Consider the following 20,805-nt stretch of genomic DNA (forward strand, 5'->3'; position numbering starts at 1 on the left):
ATCCATGGCAGAGGGCAACCAGGATACCAAATCCTCCAACCAGATGTGGGGCGGGCGCTTCGCGTCCGGTCCCGATGCGATCATGGAGGAGATAAATGCCTCGATCGATTTCGACAAGAAGCTGTTTGCCCAGGACATCCGCGGCTCAATAGCGCATGCGACCATGCTGGCTCATCAGGGCATCATTTCGGCTGATGATAAAGACAAGATCGTCGAGGGGTTGAACACGATCTTGTCAGAAATCCAGTCTGGACGCTTCGAATTCTCCCGCAAGCTTGAAGACATCCATATGAATATCGAGGCACGGCTGGCCGATTTGATCGGACCGGCGGCTGGACGCCTCCACACCGCGCGCTCGCGCAACGATCAAGTGGCGCTCGATTTTCGTCTCTGGGTCAAGGAAGAGCTGCAGAAGACCGAAACGATGTTTTCGGATCTGATCGCAGCACTGCTCGATCGCGCTGACGAACATGCCGAAAGCGTCATGCCCGGTTTCACGCATCTGCAGACTGCTCAACCTGTAACCTTTGGCCATCACTGCATGGCCTATGTGGAAATGTTCGGCCGCGATCGTGCCCGTGTCCGCCACGCCATCGAGCATATGGACGAATGCCCGATCGGTGCCGCGGCCTTGGCCGGCACTGGCTTTCCGCTCGATCGGCATATGACAGCAAAGGCGCTTGGCTTCCGTGAACCGACGCGCAATTCGATCGATACCGTCTCTGATCGCGACTTTGCGTTGGAATTCCTGTCAATTGCCGCGATCGCCGCCACCCATCTGTCGCGGTTTGCCGAAGAAATCGTCATCTGGTCGACACCGCAGTTCGGTTTTATCCGATTGTCGGACGCGTTCTCGACTGGTTCATCGATCATGCCGCAAAAGAAGAATCCGGACGCAGCCGAACTTGTGCGCGCCAAGACCGGCCGCATCAACGGCTCGCTGATCGCTCTCCTGACGATCATGAAGGGACTGCCGCTCGCTTATTCCAAAGATATGCAGGAAGACAAAGAGCAGGTTTTCGATGCAGCCGAAAACCTGGAGCTTGCGCTTGCAGCCATGACCGGCATGGTGCGCGATATGACCATTCGTACCGACCGCATGCGCGCTGCAGCCGGCTCGGGTTACTCGACGGCGACAGACCTTGCCGACTGGCTGGTGCGCGAAGCGGGCCTGCCGTTCCGCGAAGCCCATCACGTGACCGGTCGCGCCGTGGCGCTTGCCGAAAGCAAGGGCTGCGATCTCAGTGATCTATCGCTGTCGGAACTGCAGGATATTCATGCGGCGATCACGGAAAAGGTATTCGATGTTCTCTCGGTAGACGCATCCGTCGCCAGCCGCACCAGTTTTGGCGGCACCGCCCCCTCCCAGGTGCGTCAGCAGATTGCCTGGTGGCGCGCCCGCAATTGATGACAAACGAATAAGGGTGCACAAGCGGTATGAACTTCGCTATGAAGTTTTGCCGGATTGCCTGACGAAGAGGGACTCATGCCTGCCAGCCTGCCGAATTATGTCCGCCTGACGTTGATCGTTGCTGCGATCGGTCTTGCTGTTGCCGGATGCGGACGCAAGGGCGATCTTGACCCGCCGAGCGCAATGGCAACGAAGAATGGTGACGCAAGCAAGCCGACGAAACAGCCCGGCGTCGCCGACAAGCCTTTCGTTCTCGACCCGCTTCTCTGATAGGCGCAAGCACCGTGAACCATTTCGAGTATCGCAACGGCGTTCTTTATGCCGAGGATGTTCCGGTCCCGGAGATTGCAAAGTCTGTGGGAACGCCTTTTTACGTTTATTCCACCGCAACGCTGGAGCGCCATTATCGCGTTTTCTCGGACGCTTTCGCCGATGTCGACGCGATGGTTTGCTATGCGATGAAGGCAAACTCCAACCAGGCGGTTTTGAAAACGCTGGGTCGCCTCGGCGCGGGCATCGATGTCGTATCGGAAGGCGAGCTGCGCCGGGCTCTGGCAGCAGGCATTCCGGCCGAGCGGATCATGTTTTCGGGTGTAGCCAAGACACCACATGAGATGGATGTGGCCCTTCAAGCCGGTATCTATTGCTTCAACGTCGAATCCGAGCCTGAACTTGAGGTGCTCAACCAGCAAGCATTGAAGCTCGGCCGCAAAGCACATGTGTCCTTCCGCATCAATCCGGATGTCGATGCGCGCACCCATGCCAAGATCTCGACGGGCAAGAAGGAAAACAAATTCGGCATCTCTTATCGCCGTGCGCGTGCCGTCTATGCCCATGCAGCAAGTCTGCCGGGCATCGAAGTCAGCGGCATCGATATGCATATTGGCAGCCAAATTACCGAACTTCAGCCATTCCAGGACGCCTTTCGCCTGCTGCGCGATCTTGTCGACCAGTTGAGGGGCGATGGGCATCAGATCCAGCATGTCGATATCGGTGGCGGGCTTGGAATTCCCTACCGTGATGATAACGAACCGCCACCGCTTCCCGATGCCTATGCGGCCATCGTCAAGGAACAGCTTGCAAGCCTTAACTGCCGGATCGTCACCGAGCCCGGCCGTTTGATTGTTGGCAATGCCGGAATTCTCGTAACGGAAGTCGTCTACGTAAAAGACGGCGACGACAAGTCCTTCATCATCGTCGATGCAGGCATGAACGACCTCATCCGCCCGACGCTTTACGAAGCCTATCATTCTATCCGTCCCGTCATTCAGCCTTACGACGGCGTGCCACGGCTTCGCGCCGACGTCGTCGGCCCGGTCTGCGAAACCGGCGATTATCTTGCGCTCGACCGCGAAATGGCAGAGCCCGCTGCAGGCGATCTTCTCGCCATCGCTTCGGCCGGCGCTTATGGCGCTGTTCAGGCCGGCACTTACAATAGCCGTCTTCTCGTTCCAGAAGTGCTGGTCAAAGGAGACGAATTCCACGTGATTCGTCCGCGTACGAGCTACGAGGACCTGATCGGCCTCGACAGCGTGCCCGGTTGGTTGGATTGATTATCCAGATCAACGCGTCGTAACATCTGCGTAAATTGGCCGGAAAATGCAATTTTCCGGCCGTCTGCCCTCGTCTTCGCCACAAAGAATGTTATCCTTGCTCTTATGGAGCGGGTCCTTGGTAGCGTGCCGTTGATGCCCTCCCAGACGCCCGGTAAAGACGAGCCGGTGGAGTTGGTCGAGGAGGTTACGACATCCATAGACCAAGAAGGACGATCGCGGAGAGCGAATTGATCGAAAGCCACAAAAGCCCTCGCCGGGAACCCGACAACGCCTTTTCGGCGCGCCCAGCGCTGGGGAGGATGGTCGCGGCAAAGCGCTTTGTGGCCAAACTTGTTCTGACGGCAGAACAACTGGCGCCCTTTGCGCTGGCACTGGCCTGCGTAATTGCGCTCTATCTGTCGCTATCATGGTTCGGGGTGTTCCGCTTCGGGGCGGATTGGCTGCGATATGCACTTCTTTTCATCTGCGCTCTCGGGCTTGCCGCGTGCCTTCTTCCTCTGCGCAAACTGAAATGGCCTTCCACGAATGCGGCTGATCGTCTGCTGGAAGAGCGCAACGGACTGGCGCACCAGCCGGTGAGCGTCCAGGAAGACGAGCCGGCCTTTGATACGCCCTTCGCGCGCGCTTTATGGCGCGAACACCAAACGCGCATGGCGGCGCGGATCGCGAACCTTGATGCGGGCTTTCCGAAGCCCGACATTGCAGGCCTCGACAGATGGGGCCTTCGTGCGATTCCGGCCCTGATGGTATTCATCGCCTTCGGCTATTCGCTCTCCGTCAACGGCGGCACAGCCGTCGACGCATTTCTGCCGCGCGTCGGCTCGCCGAATACCGATCCTGGCGTGCGCATCGATGCCTGGGTGACACCACCCTCCTATACAGGAAAGGCGCCGATTTACCTGGCGACGACTGTAAGCGATTCCGCCCCGATCAAGGTGCCGCAATATTCTCTCGCTACGGTGAGGGTCAGCGGGAGCAAGACGCCTGAAAAAGTCACCTTCCGCAAAGCAAACGGACAAACGGAAGAGATCGCCGCAGCCAACCCTGAGGATGTGCAGGCACAAACGCCGGCTGGCGCACCTCCCCAAGCCCAAGCAACACCGGTAAAGGCCAATACAAATAACCCGTCTGCAGATGCACAAGGTCTTGCGGCCGCCAGCTACCTTTTGAAGCTGAGTGACAATGGGACTGTGACGGTGAACGGCAAAAGCTGGCTCTTTGAGGTTGTCCCCGACAAGGCTCCGGAGATTGCTTTCGATGGCATGCCGAAGGCGACGGTAACGGGTGCCCTCGAAATCGGGTTCACAGCAAAGGACGACTACGGCGTCGATCAGGCCTATGCGGAAATTGTTCCGGCAGACGCGGATGCCGGCGCCGAACCCCTTTATCCTCTCCCGGATTTTCGTCTCGACCTGCCGCGCCGCGACCCGCGCAACATCAAGGCCGTGACAAGCAGGAACATCAACGAGCATCCGCTCTCAGGTAAACGCGTGCGCGTAACCTTGGTCGCCAAGGATGCCAGCGGCCAGATCGGCCGCAGCCCGCCACATGAAATGGTTCTTCCTGCAAAACCTTTCGCCGAACCGTTGGCCGCTGCGATAGCCGAAGAGCGGCAGGTCTTTGCGCTGGATAAGCGACAGATGCCGCAAGCGATTGCGCTCAATGAATCATTGACCCTGCGACCGGAAGAAACAATCCCGAACCTGACCCATTACCTTCTGATCGAATCTGCCAAGAACCGGATGAAGCTCGCCAAAACAGATCAGGCGATGAAAGATACCGCAGATTACCTTTGGGACATTGCCCTTGGCATAGAGGATGGCGAACTATCGGACGCAGAACGCAATCTGCGCAATGCGCAACAGAAGCTTTCGGACGCATTGAATCGCAACGCCTCTGACGAAGACATCAAGAAAGCGATGGAAGAGCTTCGGAAGGCGATGCGCGAGTATATGAAGGAGCTGGCTGAGCGCATGCGCAATGCGCCGCAATCCAATCAGACGGCGCGCAATGTACTTCGCCAGCAGGATCTTGAGCGGATGATGAACCAGATGGAGGATCTGGCGCGCTCCGGAAATCGGGACGCAGCCCAGCAGATGCTCTCCGAGCTGAACCGGATGATGAACAATCTGCAGGCAGGCAGGCCGCAGCGTGGCGGCCAACAGCAGCAGGGCGACAACAGCCAGATGCGCCAGCAGATGGACAAGCTCGGCAGCATTTTGCGCGATCAGCAGAAGTTGATGGAAGAAACCTTCAAGCTTGATCAGCAACTGAAAGACCGCATGCAGCGTGGCGATCCCCGCTTCGGCATGAATGACCCGTTGCTGCAAGACCAGCCGATGGATAACGACGGCTTGCCGCTCGACAACTTGCCACCCATGCAGCAGGATCAGTCTCAAAATCCGCAGGACCAGGGACAACAGGGCCAACAGCAAGGCCAGAACGGCCAGCCTCGCGAGGATCCGAACAATCAGATGACGCAGGAACAATTGCGTGAAGCGCTGAAGCAGTTGCGCTCGCGTCAGGACGATCTTGCAAAGCAACTTGGCGAGCTACAGAAAAACCTTGGCAAGATGGGCGTGAAGCCGGGTCAAGGCTTTCCTCAGGCACAGCGTGAGATGGAAGGTGCTGGCCGCGAGCTTGGCGATGGACGCAGCGATCCTGCCGTGCAAGGTCAGGGACGCGCTCTGGAAGCCTTGCGCCAGGGTACGCGCGATATGATGAACCAGATGATGCAGGCCATGCGCGGGCAGCAGGGCAATCAAGGACCGAACGGTCAGGTCGGTCAGGGCAATCAGGACGGGCGCGACATCCTGGGACGAGAAACCGGCGGAACGCAACAAGACGGCGATCCGCGCAATATGATCCCGAACGAAATAGATGCGCAGCGTGCTCGCGAAATCCTCGATGCCATCCGTGAGAAGCTGGGAAATAATCCCGCCGGCGTCCTGGAGCGCCAATATCTTGAGCGCCTGCTCGATCTGCAATGATCTGGATGGGCTCGCTGCCGCGTTGTAGAGCCTGAGACATCTCTTCGATAGTAAGGGCTGCGACGTCGTGTTTTGGACGCGTGTGCGACCGAGACGCGTCAACTTTTGACAACACAAAAATGCATTCGATCAAAAAGCTGACAGCGCGGCGCGTTGAAGGACACGCCGCACTTTTAAATGATGAATATCTCATCGCTGACTTCCTGGCCCGAGGGGAAAGTATTTCCCTTGCACGGCCTTAAATCCGTCGGTCGCGCTGTCCTCAGGCGGCCAAAGCGCGTGCCACCGCGCGGCGAATATCGGGAAGCGCAAACGGCTTTGAGACGACATCGAAGATCTTTTCTGCAAGATCATCCGCGCGCTCGCGCTGTTCGGCATATCCCGTCATCAGCAGGATTTTCAAGCCGGGGTAGGCTGTCTTCGCCTGATGGGTCAGTTCGATGCCGTCCATGACAGGCATTCGAATGTCCGACAAGAGGAGGTCGTAGACGCCCTCGCGTAATTTCTCCAGTCCTTCCGCGCCATCTGCGGCTTCATCGGTCTCATGACCGTCGAGGCGTAAGGCCCGGGCGACGAAAGAACGAAGGGAATCCTCGTCTTCCGTGATCAGAATTTTTGCCATATCGCATTGCTCCGTCTTCATGCCCTGATATGGCAGATGACACGTCCTTTCTTTGCGATCGGTAAACAAGGGCAAGCGATGCGAGTGATGGTTAACAACCCGTCTCAGTTCGAAACGCGGAAAAGCGCCAGAAAATGAGTGCCGGGTGGTCTCGTTCAGGGGAGGCGTCGGACCCATATGAGACGACCCCTACGCGCGTGGCATTTGGGTTCAACAACACCGGCGTCGAAATAAGAACTGGTACCGCACCCTAGGTCGGTTCTGCGTCGCCTGTCACAACACCGACGAAAGGGAGCTCGCGAAACGCATAGGCGACGTCCATGCCGTAGCCCACGACGAAATAGTCGGGGCATTCGAAACCGACGTAGTCCGCCTCGAATTTCTCCTTGCGCTTCACGCTTTTGTCGAGAAGAACGGCAACGGTAACATTTCGCGCGCCGCGTTCATAAAGAAGCTTCTGTGCAAAAAGCAGCGTGCGGCCTGATTCCAAGATATCGTCGATCAGAAGAACATCGCGATCCTTCACAGGGCTGTCGATGTCCTTGACGATGCGCACGCCCTTGGATTCTGTTCCAGCCCCGTAGCTCGACAATGTTATGAACTCGACTTCCGGAGCAAGTCCAGTGTCATGCAGCGCCCGCAGAAGATCGGCAGCAAAGATGAACGAACCCTTGAGGATAGCGATAACCAGCAGATCCTTGGTAGGACCGGCCGCGATGTCGCGCGCCAGGGCTTTGTTGCGTTCACCGATTTGCTCGGCGGTAAACAGCGGTTCGATATTTTTTCCGCGGACGACAGGCATGAGCCACCTCCATGATGGGAGGTAAGCCGTTAGCATGAGATGTGCGGCGGATATAGCCTACCGCATGAACGAAAGCCGGACTTCGGGTGATTTTCCACCTGGATACCGGATTTTCGCCGATATTCCGAGGCTTTCGCTCGCATAGAGCACGTCGGCTGGCGGATCGATGACAACGCTGGCGGTGATAACTGAATCAGTCAAAAGATCCGCGCGGATGGGCGCAAGGGTTTGCGTCGTCTGACCTTGGTTCTCCACGATCCCCTGAATGACAAGCAGCGGCATGCCGTTCGCCTCGCGCGGGGTCGCCGTGACATGCGTAAAGTGCAGCGGCTTCGGCAGTCCGGCCTCACGCGGCTGGGAAAAGGCCGAAAACCCGCCGCAGAGTCCGAAGACCAATATTGCCAGGGACATGACGAGAACGGCAAAGCTGACAGCCGATGCACGCTGAAGAAAGCGCTCGACGGATTGCGTCACTTCTGCCGCTGGCACGCCATAGCCGGACGGACGTAAGGGTTTTTCCTTGGGACGGCGGTTGTCGTTGAAGGCTTGCGAGGAGGCCGACTGCGCCTCGGCTTTGCCAAGGACCACAAAGTCGGCATCGACAACTTCTTTTTGAGAAGCAACTCGCCGGACTTGTGCGTGCACACGCTCTGGCGGCAAGAGCTCTTGCGCCGCCCCGGCGTTCCAGCGTTTGAAAGAACGGGCTTCCATCATAGCGGTCTCCGCAGGTTACAATTTGAACGGGCTCGACACGCACGGTGCCCTGGTTGCAACGGATTCCGCTGATGGTAAATTTCATTGGTTAATGCTTCGCAAAGACAGCCATCAAAGCGGCGTTTTTGGCGTAGATTTACGCGTTGTTAACTTCGCTGGTTAACTAATGGAAACTTAACGCCAGGAACCATAAAGGGCTCTCCTTGATTCACTTTGAGAATGTCGGTTTACGCTATGGGATGGGGCCGGAGATCCTCCGGGACCTGACCTTTGACATTCCGAAGAAATCCTTCCAGTTTCTGACCGGCCCTTCCGGGGCGGGTAAAACGACCCTGTTGCGTCTTCTTTTTCTGTCTCTGCAGCCGACACGTGGCTTGATCCGTATGTTTGGGCGCGACATTTCCGATATTCCGCGGCCTGAACTGCCTTTGCTGCGCCGGCGCGTCGGTATCGTCTTTCAAGACTTTCGCTTGCTCGATCATCTCACCACATATGAGAATGTCGCATTGCCACTGCGGGTACGCGGCAAAGATGAGAGCAGCTATCGCACCGATGTTCTCGAGCTTTTGAAATGGGTCGGTCTTGGCGAGCGTATCAACGTGCTGCCGCCGGTTCTGTCGGGCGGGGAAAAGCAACGCGCTGCCATTGCGCGGGCACTGATCGACCGTCCGGAAGTTTTGCTTGCGGACGAACCGACCGGCAACGTTGATCCGCCAATGGCCCGCCGTCTCCTTAATCTTTTCATGGAGCTCAATCGGCTGGGCACGGCCGTGGTCATCGCAACCCATGATCTGACGCTCATGGATCAGGTTGATGCGCGCAGAATGATCCTGTCGACGGGGCATCTCGAAATCTATGACTGAAGCCACGCGTCGCAAATCCAAATCCGAGGAACAGACGGCCCGCCAAAAGCGGCCGGAAATGCGCGTGCGTCCGACTGGCCCGATCTTGCCGCCATCGAACATCCAGGGCAACGCGCTGTTGGTCGTGATCGCCATCATGGCGTTTCTCGCCTGTCTCACGCTTGGCGGCGTCAGCATGATCCGTGCAACGGCCTCAAGTTGGGAAAGCCAGATCGCCCGTGAGATTACCATTCAGATTCGCCCCGATGACGGACTGAACATGGATGAGGCTCTGGAGAAGGCGAAGACCATTGCGCTTGGCTTTGTTGGAACGAAGTCCGGCCAGATCGTCGACGAGGCGGCCACGGCTCGTCTGCTGGAGCCTTGGCTCGGATCAGGGCTCGACATGAAGGAACTTCCGGTTCCTCGTCTTGTTATCGTCACGATTGATGAAAACAACCCGCCCGATTTCGAGGCCATGCGCGCGCTTTTGAAGGAAAGCATTCCCCAAGCATCGCTCGACGATCACCGCACCTGGGTCGATCGGCTCGTATCGATGGCCCATACGACAGTGATGATCGGCACCGGCATTCTGTTGCTTGTCTTCACAGCCATGGTTTTGACGGTCGTTTTCGCGACGCGCGGGGCGCTTTCCGGCAATCGTCACATTGTCGAAGTGCTTCATTTTGTCGGCGCGGAAACGACCTTCGTCGCGAACGAATTTCAAAAGCACTTCCTGAAGATCAGCTTGAAAGGGTCCGCGATCGGCAGCGGTCTGGCGGCCTTATTCTTCCTCATTGCCCGTCTTGTTCAAAGTCATACCATTGCAACGCCGCAGACCGATCAGGCGACTGCGCTGTTTGGCACCTTCTCGTTTGGCGCGCTCGGCTATCTCGGCATTTTCGCTACCATGATCGTTATCGCGCTGCTGACAACGCTGACAGCGCGCTTGACCGTAATGCGCACCATTTATGAAATCGATACGCTGAGATCTGATCCCAGCCGGACCGATGGCGTACCGAGTTGAGAATGCCTATGTGTTTTTTCCGTCTCAACGTCAGGCAGTTGCCGCAATCCTCATTTAGGGACGAGGTCTGACCATGGGCTACATCATGCATCATTCCTTCCGGCCAAAGACGAAGCTGACAAGCCTCGCGCCAGAGCCTATGCGCCGCAGTCCGCTTCGGCGTATGCTCCGCTGGTGCGGATTTGTATGCATCGTCGGAGCTGCGATTCTGATTGCGGGGTTTCTGCGATTCGCCGATTCCATCACAACCATGCAACCGCCAGCCGACCCTCACGCCGATGCCATCGTCGTTCTCACGGGCGGATATCAACGGATCGATCAGGCGGTCGAGCTTTTGGAAAAGGGCGCCGGCAAGCGACTGTTGATCTCGGGCGCGCATCCCTCGACGACTGCCACCCAAATCAGAAAAATGACGTCCGGGCCGGCGAACCTGTTTTCCTGCTGCGTCGACATCGGATATGACGCAATCGACACAATCGGCAATGCCGAGGAAACGTCGAACTGGATTCGTACCAAGGGCTATCGACGCGTACTTGTCGTCACCAACAACTATCACATGCCACGCAGTCTGGCAGAGTTGTCCTACGTCAATCCGGACATTGAATTTGTGCCCTATCCGGTCGTCAACTCTGACCTGCGCACGCGCGACTGGTTTGTCGATTCCAATGCGATGCGGGTAATGCTGGCTGAATATGTGAAATGCCTGGCTGCCGGTCTGCGCAATTTGACCGGTTTCGGACGCCATTCCGGCCTGAGATCGGAAGGCGCCGTGAATGACCTCTGACCTAATTTAGGCTAACGCGGCTTTTTCTCACTGGCGATATCGTGTAGGCAGACCCGGCACTTTTCCTTTCCAGCCGATCGGTTTCCGTGATCATGCTTGCCTTTCGCTCCCATCTTTTCAATACGCTTTTTTACGCGAATCTCATCCTTCGCATGATCATCCTGTCGCCGTGGTACTTTCTCGTTCCGCGGCGTATCGCGTATCGAGTTCCCAAAAACTGGGCCATGTCTAACCATTGGCTGATGGAAAAGATCGTCGGCACCACATTCGAGATCGAAGGCCTCGAGAATCTGCCAAAGGGCGGTTATATCCTCGCGCCAAAGCATCAATCCTTTTGGGACACCTATGCGCTGCTGCCCTGGATGAAAGACCCAGTCTACATCCTGAAGCGGGAATTGATGATGATCCCGATCTTCGGTTGGTACGTCGCCAAGCAGCGCATGATCCCGGTCGATCGCAGTGCCCGCGGTAAAGCCATGGTCGAGGTCATGCGGCGGACGAAAGAGGAAGTCTCAACGGGCCGCGAACTGATTATCTATCCCGAAGGCACACGCCGCCCGCCGGGAGCAGAGCCCGTCTACAAATACGGTATTGCGCGTATCTATCGCGATATTGCCATGCCTGTCGTGCCGGTCGCCATGCATCCAGGCCTATTCTGGCCACGCCGTTCGATGATGCGCTATCCTGGACACTTCAAGGTGCGCATCTTGCCGGCCATCGAGCCCGGTATGGATCCGGACGCGTTCTATGCTCATCTCATCGAGGTGACGGAAAAAGCCAGCGACGAGCTCTTGATCGACGCGGCAGAGCGCAACCCCAACCTGCCCCTGCCGCCGCAAGCAGCAAAACGGCTGGCCGAACTACGCACCGCAAAAGCTGAAGCCGTCAAAAGCTGACAAAAGAGCAGCGCGCAGCACTACCGGCCTGGAGAACTATGCTGCGCGACGCAAGCGTTCAACCTCGTCAGCAACCTCCTCAAGCCAGCCATCGCGGATATTCATTTGTTGAAGATGGGCGAGCGTATTCAGCACATAGGCATCGTTCGGCCCCGACCGGCCATGCGCCGTGCTGACCGTCCTTGCGGCAACTTTCGCATCCATTGCTCCGCCGTATTGCGGATGATGACGATCAACGACATAGGTGGTGGCGATGACCTTGCGCCGGTCGCCCAACAGGACAGGCAGGCGTCGCTCCAGGTAAACATTGGTGACGAGTTCCCGCTCCCGCAGATAGTCGATTGCCGCGGACCAATTCTCCGGCGCCACACGAAAAGCTACGCCGCGGCACGAGCCGCCGCGGTCAAGTCCCAGAACCAGACCCGGCTTTTCGGCCGTACCGCGATGCACGAAAGAACGCACGCAAAGGGAGCGCCGATACCCCTTGAGCAAAGCCGGGGCTTGCTCCACATAGGCAAAACCCGGGTTCCACATCAAAGACCCGTAACCGAAGACCCAAAATTCGTCCATATCCAACGCCAGACCGAGATTCCCTTTTAGCGTCACCATTGGAGAACATCATGGCAGCGTCAAGCCGATCGGCAAGCGGCAAAAAATTCTGGCTGCTCGGCGGCATCATTCTTCTGGCCATAGCGCTTTATACCGCCGGCTGGTTTTACGCCGCCCATCAGCTTGAGAAAACCGTGCTGAAGGCAATCACGCCAAAGGACAAGGAGACTGCCGCGGTCACTGGCCAATGCCAGGATATCGACTTTCGTGGTTATCCGTTTCGGATTGGACTGTTTTGCTCGAAGGTGACTGTGGACGATCGCAGTCATGGCATTTCGGCAAGTTTCGGCGAGCTGCGTTCGGCAGCGCAAGTTTATCAACCGCAGCATATCGTCTGGGAACTCGATTCTCCCGCCGAGATCCGCGATGCCGAAGGGATGGCCGTGAATGCGGAATGGAAAAACATGCAGTCCAGCCTTGTCACCAAGTCCGGCGGCATTGAACGCTCCTCAACCGTGGTGGACGGCCTGCAGGCAAACGCCACCTTCAGCAGAACAGATCAGGCGATGTCTTTGACCGCCGATCACACCGAGGCCCATCTGCGGCAAAACGGCCCTGATCTCGATGGCGCGTTTTCCTTTAGCGGCGCCGTCATCACCATTAAGGACTGGCCGAATGTCCTGCCGAAATTTTCGGGTACTGGGGATGTGACCCTTGCCGGCAAGGCCGGCCTGATCGATGGAAGCGACGGCAAGGGATTGCGCGGATCGAGCGGCGAGTTGCGCAATCTCGCCGCCGACCTCGGTGACGGGCGGATCATGACATTGACCGGCCCCTTCTCCTTCAATGACCAGGGCTACCTGTCTGGCAAGTTCAAATTGAAGATCAGCGAACTTGATCAGTGGCGCAAGAGCGCCAAGGCAGCCTTTCCCGATCTTGGAAAATCCATCGATTCTGTCTCCAAGCTTTTGAAAGCCATGGCAATCGGAAGCAACAGCGTCTCGGTCGATCTTGTGGTCGATCAGGGACAGGCGACGGTAAGCGGCTTCATTCCACTCGGTTCCATTCCGCCGATCTGAATGTCGGATGCGCAAAAGAGCTGACGGCCGTGGCCGTCAGCTCTGCTTGGCATCGAGCGCATGCCGACCGAAGTCTGCTGCATCCGTATCCTGGCCGGCTTCGACGATCGAGCGTCGGATATCTCGAGTGCGGCTGAAGAGATCGAAGATCTTGTCGCCCTCGCCCCAGCGGATTGCCCGCTGCAGAGAAGACAGGTCCTCAGAAAAGCGCGCCAGCATTTCCAGGATCGCGTCCTTGTTGTGAAGGCAGATATCCCGCCACATGGTCGGGTCTGAGGCAGCAAGACGCGTGAAATCGCGGAAGCCTGACGCCGAATACTTGATGACTTCTGATTCTGTGACGGTCTCCAAGTCCTCTGCCGTGCCGACGATATTATAAGCGATGATGTGAGGCAGATGCGAAACGATCGCCAGAACCTTGTCATGATGGGCAGGGTCCATCACGTCGACCCGCGATCCGACCGCCTCCCAGAAGGCCCGCAACCGAGCGAGCGCATCTTCGTCGGTGTCGGGAAGCGGCGTGAAGATGCACCAACGCCCTTTAAACAAGCCTGGAAAGCCGGCATCTGGGCCTGATTTTTCCGTGCCGGCCAAAGGGTGCCCGGGAATGAAGTGAACATGCGGCGGCATATGCGGCTGCATTTGCTGTATGACTGAGGCTTTCGTGGAACCGACATCGGTAACGATGGCGCCTGCCTTCAGATGCGGCGCAATTTCCTTGGCAACGCTTTCAGAGGCGCCAACGGGAACGGACACGATTACGAGGTCGGCGTTTTCGACAGCCTCCGCAGATGTCGCCAAATAGCGGTCGCCTAGTTTCAACTCCTCGGCGCGTTTCAGCGTTGCTGCGCTGCGCGTGCTGACGACAATTTCCTTCGCGAGGCCCAGACGGCGAATGTCATAGGCCAGCGACGAGCCGATTAGGCCGATGCCGATAAGGGTGATGCGCTCGAACTGAATGCTCATGCTGTGCGCCCCAGGAATTCACGCAGCGCCTGCAGGAAGCCGATATTCGCTTCCTCCGTCCCAATACTCATGCGCAGAGCGTTGGCAAAGCCATAACCGCGTACGGCGCGCAAGATGTAACCACGACTTGTCAGGAATTCATCGGCATCGGCGGCCCGCTTGCCGTCCAGATCGGGAAAATGGATCAGAAGGAAATTGGTCACCGATGGGGTGACCCTCAGCCCCATAGCCTGCAGTTCGGCCGTCAGCCTATCAAGCCACGTCTGATTGAAGGCGACAACATGCTGGGTAAAGGCCTGATCGCGGATCGCCGCCGCACCGGCCGCGATGGCAGCGCTGTTGAGATTGAATGGTCCGCGAACGCGGTTAAGGGCGTCGATCATCTCGCTTGGCCCATAGATCCAACCGACACGCAATGCCGCAAGTCCATAAACCTTAGAGAAGGTGCGCGTCATGACGACATTCGCGTTGGAGGAAACAAGCTCGACGCCGGCCTCGTAATCGTTGCGGCGAACATATTCCGCATAGGCCGCATCGAGCACCAGCACCACGTTTTTCGGCAGGTTTGCATGCAAGCGTCGTATCTCGCTGACAGGCACATAGGTTCCCGTGGGATTGCCGGGGTTGGCGATGAACACCATCTTGGTCTTGTTCGTGACGGCGGCCAGGATCTGGTCGACATCGACGGTCTGTTCCCTTTCCTTCACGGTGACGGGCGTTGCGCCGGCCGCCATGATCTGGATCTTGTAAACCAGAAAGCCGTGCTCGGTGATGATGGCCTCATCGCCTGCGCCAAGGTAAACCTGGCAAAGCAAACCGAGAAGTTCGTCGGATCCGTTTCCGCAGAGAAGATTGGCGGTGTTCAGGCCATGCACGGCAGCGATGGCTTCGCGCAGTTCCATCGCCTGTCCGTCGGGATAGCGTTCCAATTGTTCTGCCGCAGCGCGGAAGGCCTCGATCGCCTTCGGACTGGGCCCAAGGGGCGTCTCATTGGAAGAAAGCTTGTAGACCTTGGCAACCCCCGGCGCATGCTCCTTGCCCGGTACATAAGCAGCGATATCGAGGATACCGGGACGCGGGACGGGCTTCATCATCTCAATGCTCATTGGGCGACCTTGGAAATGCGCCGGGCAACCGGCCTTGAACGCGGCTCAGCACGCCATGCATCTGCCAAGATGCGAAGAACAGGCTAAGCCTTTGAATCTAATGCGCCGATCCCCGCGAAAATCGTTTCGGATTCTTGGAAAGCTCGACGCCCGTAGGCAATAATGCGGAAAGCCCGTTTTGTCGAGAGTATCAAGGTCGCTCTGAACGTCACGGAAGCAAACGCATTATGCCTTTGGCTCGCCGCGATCACGCGTTGTAGGAACGCCCTGCGGCGCAAGAACTGGTACAAAAACGCGCCGAGACGCCCGCACGGCGACCGGCAAGCCCTGATAGAGGCGCTTTTGCGCTTCGACGACAATCACACCTGAAAATGCCGGCCAGAGCGTCCGTCCGACTTTTTCCATTCTTCGGCCGAGACGCATCGCCCAACGCAGTTTCGATGGTGGAAAAAAGAGAGCCTCGGCCGCTGCCCCTGGCGTAAAATTGGTCTCTCGTAGGAGATGTGTCAGCTGGCTACGAGAGTAGGGCCGGCCTGAGCCAAAAGGCGTATGCTCCATGCGCGCCCAGACGCCCCGGCGGTTCGGTACTACGATGACGAGACGACCGCCAGGCGCAAGGATACGCCACAATTCCTTCAGGGTTTCACGCGGGCTTTCCGCAAACTCAAGCGAATGAACCATCAGGACGCGATCGATCGAGGCATCCGGCAAGGGTAGCTCTTCTTCAAAGACAAGTGCCGTCGAAGAAAGCGCATTCATCGGCCAATTGACCGCGCCCTGACCTGCCGGCATGAAGGCAAAGGTCCGCTCTGTATTTGCCCGAAATCTGTCCAGGAAGGGAACGGTATAGCCGAGACCAACCAGGCGCTCTTCCGGAAGCCGCACCCACAGGGACGCTAACGCCTCCGCAATCGATTGCTCGGCGCTGCGTCCGAGATCGGAATGGTAGAACTCGCGAAGGTCAACAATGTCTGCATACATTGACGTGAATCTTAGCAGCGACCGGTTGGACTTCAAGGCACGCTCACCTACATTCGATCACGTCCGCTATAAAAGGTTGGTAGATGATGAAAGCTTTGGAACTAGACGTTTTCATGTGTCGCTCGGATAATTTCGGCGTTCTCGTCCACGATACGGAGAGCAACCTGACCGCTGCGATCGATGCGCCGGAAGCCAAGGTTGTTGCAGCCGCTGCCGAGCGGCGCGGCTGGCGCATCACACATATCTTCACAACCCACCATCACATCGATCATGTCGAGGGAAATCTTGCTCTGAAGGAGCAATATGGATGCGAGATCATTGGACCGATCGATGAAGCTGTTGCGATACCCGGCCTCGACCGCACCGTAGCAGATGGCGACAGCTTCCAGTTTGGACAGCATCCGGTGAATGTGATCGGAACGCCGGGCCACACAGCTGGCCACATTTGCTATCATTTCGTCGACGATAAGCTGCTCTTTGCCGGCGACACGCTGTTTGCGCTTGGCTGCGGCAGGCTGTTCGAGCGAACGCCGAGCGACATGTGGCACTCGTTGCAGAAACTTTCGGTGCTTCCGGACGAGACGGCAATCTATTTCGGTCACGAATATACGCTGTCGAACGCACGATTTGCCCGATCCATCGATCCCGACAATGAGAGGCTGAAGGCGCGCGCGGAGGAAATAGAGGCGTTGCGTGCCGAAGGCAAATACACCATTCCCACCATGCTTGGGCTCGAGAAGGAAACCAATCCTTTCCTGCGGGCTGGCGATCCGTCGATCCGCCGCCATCTCTTGATGGAAACGCGTGATAACGAGGATGTCTTTGCTGAAATCCGCAAGCGCAAGGATAACTTCTGATCATGGCCGGGATGACGCCGCACGCAGAGGCAGACCCCGATGCTATCATTGCCGCACTTTCGATGCAGCCGCATCCGGAAGGGGGCTGGTATGTCGAGACCTTCCGAGACGGAAAAGACGATCAGCGCGGCCACTCCACGGCAATCTACTACCTGTTGAAAGCAGGCCAACGCTCGCATTGGCACCGTGTGCGCGATGCTGCCGAAGTTTGGCATCATTATGCTGGCGGCCCGCTCGCGCTGCATCTTTCGCGTGACGGCGAAACGCGCCAGACCTTGGTGTTAGGAAAAGATATTGTCGCTGGCGAAAGACCACAGGCGGTGGTTCCCGCCGACTGGTGGCAGGCTGCAGAACCGCTTGGAAGTTTTGTCCTGGTGGGTTGCACCGTGGCGCCAGGCTTTTCGTTTTCAAGCTTCGACATGGCTCCACCGGATTGGCAGCCGCGCGCTTAATTCGACATATCGCGAGCGAAGAGGTTCTTTGCCGCTTCTTCCCCTATTCCGCCGCAAGCTCCGATTGTCGCGCAGGACGGCGGATCATATCCTTGGCTGCGAGCACGGCTCCACCTGTCACGAGGACGCAGGCAATGGCAATTCGCCAGCTTGGTTCGGCAAATCCGAACAGCATCAAAATGAGCGTCGATAACAGAGGCGCTGCATAGCTCGCCGCGCCGAGAATTTGAATATCGCCGCTCTTTACACCATAGTCCCAGGCGTAGAAGGCAGCTCCAACCGGAAAAAGTCCCAATCCCACGACAGCGAGCCATTCGACGCTCGATGACGGCCAGACCGTCGTTTCAAGCAAAAGATGGCAGATCAGGGATAGGATCGATGTGACGAGGCAAAAACCCGTGACCACGTCGGTCGATACGGCCTCGAAGCGGCGCGTCGCCAAAGAGTAGCCAGACCAGGTGAAAGCGCAAAGCAAGGCGGCGCCATAGCCCAAAGCGTAGGAACCTTCAAAGTTGACGCCATTCCGTCCAACGATCAAAATCGTGCCGGCGAGGCCGCACAGCGCTCCTGCCAGATGATACCAACGCAGCCGTTCCCCCGGTAAAAGCGCCGAACCGATGACAATCAGCAACGGCCACAGATAAGCGATCAGACCTGCCTCCACTGCCGGCGCATTGCGCAGCGCGGTGAAGTACAGAAAATGATAGCCGAACAGTCCGGCGATCCCGAGCAGCCAAACCTTAGCCGGCTGCCGAAGAAGCGAAATCCGAGCCGGATTGAGAAGAAGGACGACAATGCCGGGCAGGCTGCCGATGGCGAAGCAGATCGCGGAAAGCTGAAAGGGGGGCATGCGGCCGGATGCCGCTGTCATCAGCGCCAGGAAAGACCACATCAAGATGGCGGAAAAGCCGATCAGCGTCGCTTGCAGTCTCATGGGTCCCCCGCCCCGCGCTCATCGGCTCGCGGTCTTTAGCCAGCCGCGTATTTCACGGCCTTAATGGTCAATGTTCCATATTGCGTCGGAATGCTGACGTAAACAGGGGCAATTAGATTTGCTTTATCGGCCTTGGCAAACCAGATCTCCATGCCCCCGCTTTTGGCGAGGTAGTCGATATCCTTGCGGCCTTTCTTGTAACCTGCCTTCGGCGTGAAGCGGACGCTGCACACCATCGTTTTACCGCTGAAGCCATTGGTCGTAAAATCCTTGGTGCCCTTCGGCGAAAGCGCAAGGTCCATGCGCATCTCGCCATCGAAGATCGGCAGGCGCTGGCTACAGGGATTGGTACTGGCAGGGAAGATCAGGCCGGAAATGGGATCGAGAACTGAACGCAGGTCGCCAGGTCTTACGCTGATCCAATTTTCAGGCGGTTTGCGGGAGGGTGTTATCTTGGTCGAAACAATGTTGCCGTTGGAATAGCGGACCTCATAGGTCCGCGCCTTCTTGCCAGACTTATAATAGAGCGTATAGGCCGAGGCACGCAGACGGCCGCCTTCGATATCACCCGTCACATTCGTCTTGGCTGAAATCGTCGTCACAAGGTCCGCCAATCCCGCAGAACTGATGTCGCCTGATACTTTGTAGCTATGATCGTCCTCGATCCTGGTGAGAAAGGCTGCCCGCGCGATTGTGATGATGCCGAGCGACACGGAATATTCCGTCTGATGCCTGATTTCGTCTGCCTCAGCCGGCGCCGCGAGAGCCGCCATCAGCATCGCTCCCACAAAACCTTTGATCAATCGCGCCATATCTGTCTCTTTTCCTACCAGACTGTGTTATCTACAACTGTACGGGGCACCGCTCCAAACCGCAGAAAAGCTGAGCTTTTTGACGGAATTGCGGGAAAGTCCAAGGTTTGGCTTGACTGAGCCGTACTCTCTGACTATAGAACCGCAACTTTCCAATCAATGCCTGTTGGATTGCAAGAACCGGTTTTGCCGGGGCAACGTAATTCGGCGGCCGAGAAAAACAAGAATAGGTGTCCAATGTCTCGCGTGTGCGAATTGACCGGCAAGGGCGTCATGACGGGAAATAACGTCAGCCACGCCAACAACAAGACCAAGCGCCGTTTCCTGCCAAACCTCTGCCAGGTTACGCTCATCTCTGACGCGCTCGGCCAGCGCTACCGTCTGCGTGTTTCTGCAGCGGCTCTCCGCTCCGTTGAGCATCGCGGTGGTCTCGACGCATTCCTGCTGAAGGCTAGCGAAAACGAACTGTCGATGCGCGCTCGTCTGCTGCGTCGCCAGATTGCAAAGAAGGTTGCAGAAGCCGCTTAAGCGCTTCAAGCTTTCGACGCTTTATTTTGAAAGGCTTGTTCGGACAACATCCGGTCAAGCCTTTTCATTTTTGAAATTGTGGCTCTAACTGGTGGCATCACCCAGGATAAAAAAATGCGTAAGACACACGCGATTATTCTTTATGTTGCGCTGATGACGGCTGTCGTTGTCGCGTCAAATTTTCTCGTTCAATTTCCGCTCAACGTTACGATCGGCACCGTCAATCTCGCCGATCTTTTGACCTGGGGCGCCTTTACCTATCCCCTCGCCTTTCTCGTAACGGATCTCACGAATCGCCAGTTCGGTCCGAGCGCTGCACGCAAAGTGGTTTTCGCCGGCTTCGTTGTTGGCGTGGCACTGTCCTTTTACACCTCGGCGGCGCGCATCGCAGTTGCGTCAGGGTCGGCCTATCTCGCCGGGCAGTTTTTGGATATAGCCCTCTTCAACCGCCTGCGTCGGCAAAGCTGGTGGCGGGCACCCCTCACCGGCTCGCTGATTGGCTCTGCGCTCGACACGATCATTTTCTTCTCCTTCGCCTTTGCGCCGATCTTCGTGATTTTCGGGCCAAACGAGCCCTTCGCACTGCAGCTTTCGCCTGTGCTTGGCCTTTTTTCGGCCGAAGCGCCGCGCTGGATCTCCTGGGCCATCGGCGATTTCTGGGTCAAGCTTCTGGTCGGCCTTGTCATGCTGCTGCCCTACGGCGCTTTGATGAATATCCTGAAGCCGGTGCCGGCATTGCAGAACCGGTAATCAAAGTCACCATCAAACCAAGAGTCTGACGCAGCGCTCCGTCAGCAACGGACACGCTAGAGAAATGAAGACGTCGCAGGATGCGGCGTCTTCTTCATTTCAGCGGCTTGCGATTTGCTCGAAATTGGCTTCCTCTGGCTGCGGTCA

General features: G+C 57.3%; 22 protein-coding genes. 13 read left to right on the forward strand and 9 right to left on the reverse strand.

Annotated elements, in window-relative coordinates:
• Positions 1-4: 4 nt before the first annotated feature.
• From argH to VQ830_RS16785, 4 genes are all read left to right on the forward strand, one after another.
• Complete coding sequence (gene argH, locus VQ830_RS16770; protein WP_337269291.1) at positions 5-1,408, forward strand: argininosuccinate lyase; 1,404 nt, start codon at positions 5-7, stop codon at positions 1,406-1,408.
• 78 nt (positions 1,409-1,486) lie between these two features.
• Positions 1,487-1,681: an LPS translocon maturation chaperone LptM gene (lptM, locus tag VQ830_RS16775; protein ID WP_337269292.1), complete on the forward strand. Its 195-nt coding sequence runs from the start codon at positions 1,487-1,489 to the stop codon at positions 1,679-1,681.
• Positions 1,682-1,695: 14 nt separating this feature from the next.
• The gene (gene lysA, locus VQ830_RS16780) at positions 1,696-2,964 is read left to right on the forward strand and encodes a diaminopimelate decarboxylase (protein WP_337269293.1); all 1,269 of its coding nucleotides are present in this window, start codon (positions 1,696-1,698) and stop codon (positions 2,962-2,964) included.
• A 302-nt stretch (positions 2,965-3,266) separates the two neighbouring features.
• The gene (locus VQ830_RS16785) at positions 3,267-5,957 is read left to right on the forward strand and encodes a TIGR02302 family protein (RefSeq protein ID WP_337269405.1); all 2,691 of its coding nucleotides are present in this window, start codon (positions 3,267-3,269) and stop codon (positions 5,955-5,957) included.
• Between the two features lie 262 nt (positions 5,958-6,219).
• Here the strand turns inward: VQ830_RS16785 and VQ830_RS16790 are convergent, their stop codons facing one another.
• The 3 genes from VQ830_RS16790 to VQ830_RS16800 all read right to left on the reverse strand — a co-directional run bounded on the left by VQ830_RS16790 (position 6,220) and on the right by VQ830_RS16800 (position 8,092).
• On the reverse strand, positions 6,220-6,579 hold the full coding sequence (locus tag VQ830_RS16790) for a response regulator (RefSeq protein ID WP_337269294.1): 360 nt from the start codon (positions 6,577-6,579) through the stop codon (positions 6,220-6,222).
• Positions 6,580-6,829: 250 nt separating this feature from the next.
• Positions 6,830-7,381 carry a hypoxanthine phosphoribosyltransferase gene (hpt, locus tag VQ830_RS16795; protein WP_337269295.1) on the reverse strand — a complete coding sequence of 184 codons (552 nt, stop codon included), beginning with the start codon at positions 7,379-7,381 and terminating at the stop codon, positions 6,830-6,832.
• Positions 7,382-7,438: 57 nt separating this feature from the next.
• The gene (locus tag VQ830_RS16800; RefSeq protein WP_438618117.1) at positions 7,439-8,092 is read right to left on the reverse strand and encodes a hypothetical protein; all 654 of its coding nucleotides are present in this window, start codon (positions 8,090-8,092) and stop codon (positions 7,439-7,441) included.
• A gap of 206 nt (positions 8,093-8,298) precedes the next feature.
• Here VQ830_RS16800 and ftsE point away from each other — a divergent pair, with 206 nt between their 5' ends.
• From ftsE to VQ830_RS16820, 4 genes are all read left to right on the forward strand, one after another.
• Positions 8,299-8,958, forward strand: coding sequence for a cell division ATP-binding protein FtsE (ftsE, locus tag VQ830_RS16805; RefSeq protein ID WP_337269297.1), 660 nt, complete (start codon positions 8,299-8,301; stop codon positions 8,956-8,958).
• Between the two features lie 58 nt (positions 8,959-9,016).
• Positions 9,017-9,964: a cell division protein FtsX gene (locus tag VQ830_RS16810; protein ID WP_337269406.1), complete on the forward strand. Its 948-nt coding sequence runs from the start codon at positions 9,017-9,019 to the stop codon at positions 9,962-9,964.
• Positions 9,965-10,049: 85 nt separating this feature from the next.
• Positions 10,050-10,748 (forward strand): YdcF family protein, encoded by a 699-nt coding sequence (locus VQ830_RS16815; protein WP_337269407.1) that lies wholly within the window; start codon positions 10,050-10,052, stop codon positions 10,746-10,748.
• Between the two features lie 92 nt (positions 10,749-10,840).
• Complete coding sequence (locus VQ830_RS16820; RefSeq protein WP_337269408.1) at positions 10,841-11,644, forward strand: lysophospholipid acyltransferase family protein; 804 nt, start codon at positions 10,841-10,843, stop codon at positions 11,642-11,644.
• 36 nt (positions 11,645-11,680) lie between these two features.
• Here the strand turns inward: VQ830_RS16820 and VQ830_RS16825 are convergent, their stop codons facing one another.
• Positions 11,681-12,253, reverse strand: coding sequence for a gamma-glutamylcyclotransferase (locus VQ830_RS16825; protein WP_337269298.1), 573 nt, complete (start codon positions 12,251-12,253; stop codon positions 11,681-11,683).
• A gap of 11 nt (positions 12,254-12,264) precedes the next feature.
• On the opposite strand from VQ830_RS16825, the gene VQ830_RS16830 reads away from it, so the two are divergent.
• Entirely contained in the window at positions 12,265-13,272 is a 1,008-nt protein-coding gene (locus VQ830_RS16830) for a DUF2125 domain-containing protein (protein ID WP_337269299.1), read from the forward strand.
• Between the two features lie 36 nt (positions 13,273-13,308).
• Here the strand turns inward: VQ830_RS16830 and VQ830_RS16835 are convergent, their stop codons facing one another.
• From VQ830_RS16835 to VQ830_RS16845, 3 genes are all read right to left on the reverse strand, one after another.
• Positions 13,309-14,238, reverse strand: coding sequence for a prephenate/arogenate dehydrogenase family protein (locus tag VQ830_RS16835; protein ID WP_337269300.1), 930 nt, complete (start codon positions 14,236-14,238; stop codon positions 13,309-13,311).
• Positions 14,235-15,344, reverse strand: coding sequence for a histidinol-phosphate transaminase (gene hisC / locus VQ830_RS16840; protein ID WP_337269301.1), 1,110 nt, complete (start codon positions 15,342-15,344; stop codon positions 14,235-14,237). Before hisC ends, VQ830_RS16835 begins: the two co-directional genes overlap by 4 nt.
• A gap of 225 nt (positions 15,345-15,569) precedes the next feature.
• Complete coding sequence (locus VQ830_RS16845; RefSeq protein WP_337269302.1) at positions 15,570-16,361, reverse strand: class I SAM-dependent methyltransferase; 792 nt, start codon at positions 16,359-16,361, stop codon at positions 15,570-15,572.
• A 50-nt stretch (positions 16,362-16,411) separates the two neighbouring features.
• Between VQ830_RS16845 and gloB the strand changes: the two genes are divergently transcribed.
• Together gloB and VQ830_RS16855 are read left to right on the forward strand one after the other, a co-directional pair.
• The gene (gene gloB, locus VQ830_RS16850) at positions 16,412-17,182 is read left to right on the forward strand and encodes a hydroxyacylglutathione hydrolase (protein WP_337269409.1); all 771 of its coding nucleotides are present in this window, start codon (positions 16,412-16,414) and stop codon (positions 17,180-17,182) included.
• 2 nt (positions 17,183-17,184) lie between these two features.
• On the forward strand, positions 17,185-17,634 hold the full coding sequence (locus VQ830_RS16855) for a cupin domain-containing protein (RefSeq protein WP_337269303.1): 450 nt from the start codon (positions 17,185-17,187) through the stop codon (positions 17,632-17,634).
• Between the two features lie 43 nt (positions 17,635-17,677).
• Here the strand turns inward: VQ830_RS16855 and yddG are convergent, their stop codons facing one another.
• Both yddG and VQ830_RS16865 read right to left on the reverse strand, forming a co-directional pair.
• Positions 17,678-18,568 carry an aromatic amino acid exporter YddG gene (gene yddG / locus VQ830_RS16860; RefSeq protein ID WP_337269304.1) on the reverse strand — a complete coding sequence of 297 codons (891 nt, stop codon included), beginning with the start codon at positions 18,566-18,568 and terminating at the stop codon, positions 17,678-17,680.
• A gap of 35 nt (positions 18,569-18,603) precedes the next feature.
• Positions 18,604-19,380: a DUF3108 domain-containing protein gene (locus VQ830_RS16865; RefSeq protein ID WP_337269305.1), complete on the reverse strand. Its 777-nt coding sequence runs from the start codon at positions 19,378-19,380 to the stop codon at positions 18,604-18,606.
• 237 nt (positions 19,381-19,617) lie between these two features.
• Here VQ830_RS16865 and rpmB point away from each other — a divergent pair, with 237 nt between their 5' ends.
• Positions 19,618-19,908 (forward strand): 50S ribosomal protein L28, encoded by a 291-nt coding sequence (rpmB, locus tag VQ830_RS16870; RefSeq protein ID WP_337269306.1) that lies wholly within the window; start codon positions 19,618-19,620, stop codon positions 19,906-19,908.
• Between the two features lie 114 nt (positions 19,909-20,022).
• On the forward strand, positions 20,023-20,658 hold the full coding sequence (locus VQ830_RS16875) for a VUT family protein (RefSeq protein WP_337269307.1): 636 nt from the start codon (positions 20,023-20,025) through the stop codon (positions 20,656-20,658).
• Positions 20,659-20,805 lie beyond the last annotated feature (147 nt).

Origin of the sequence: Oryzifoliimicrobium ureilyticum, assembly GCF_037199735.1 — a bacterium.
Lineage (GTDB): Bacteria > Pseudomonadota > Alphaproteobacteria > Rhizobiales > Rhizobiaceae > Rhizobium > Rhizobium ureilyticus.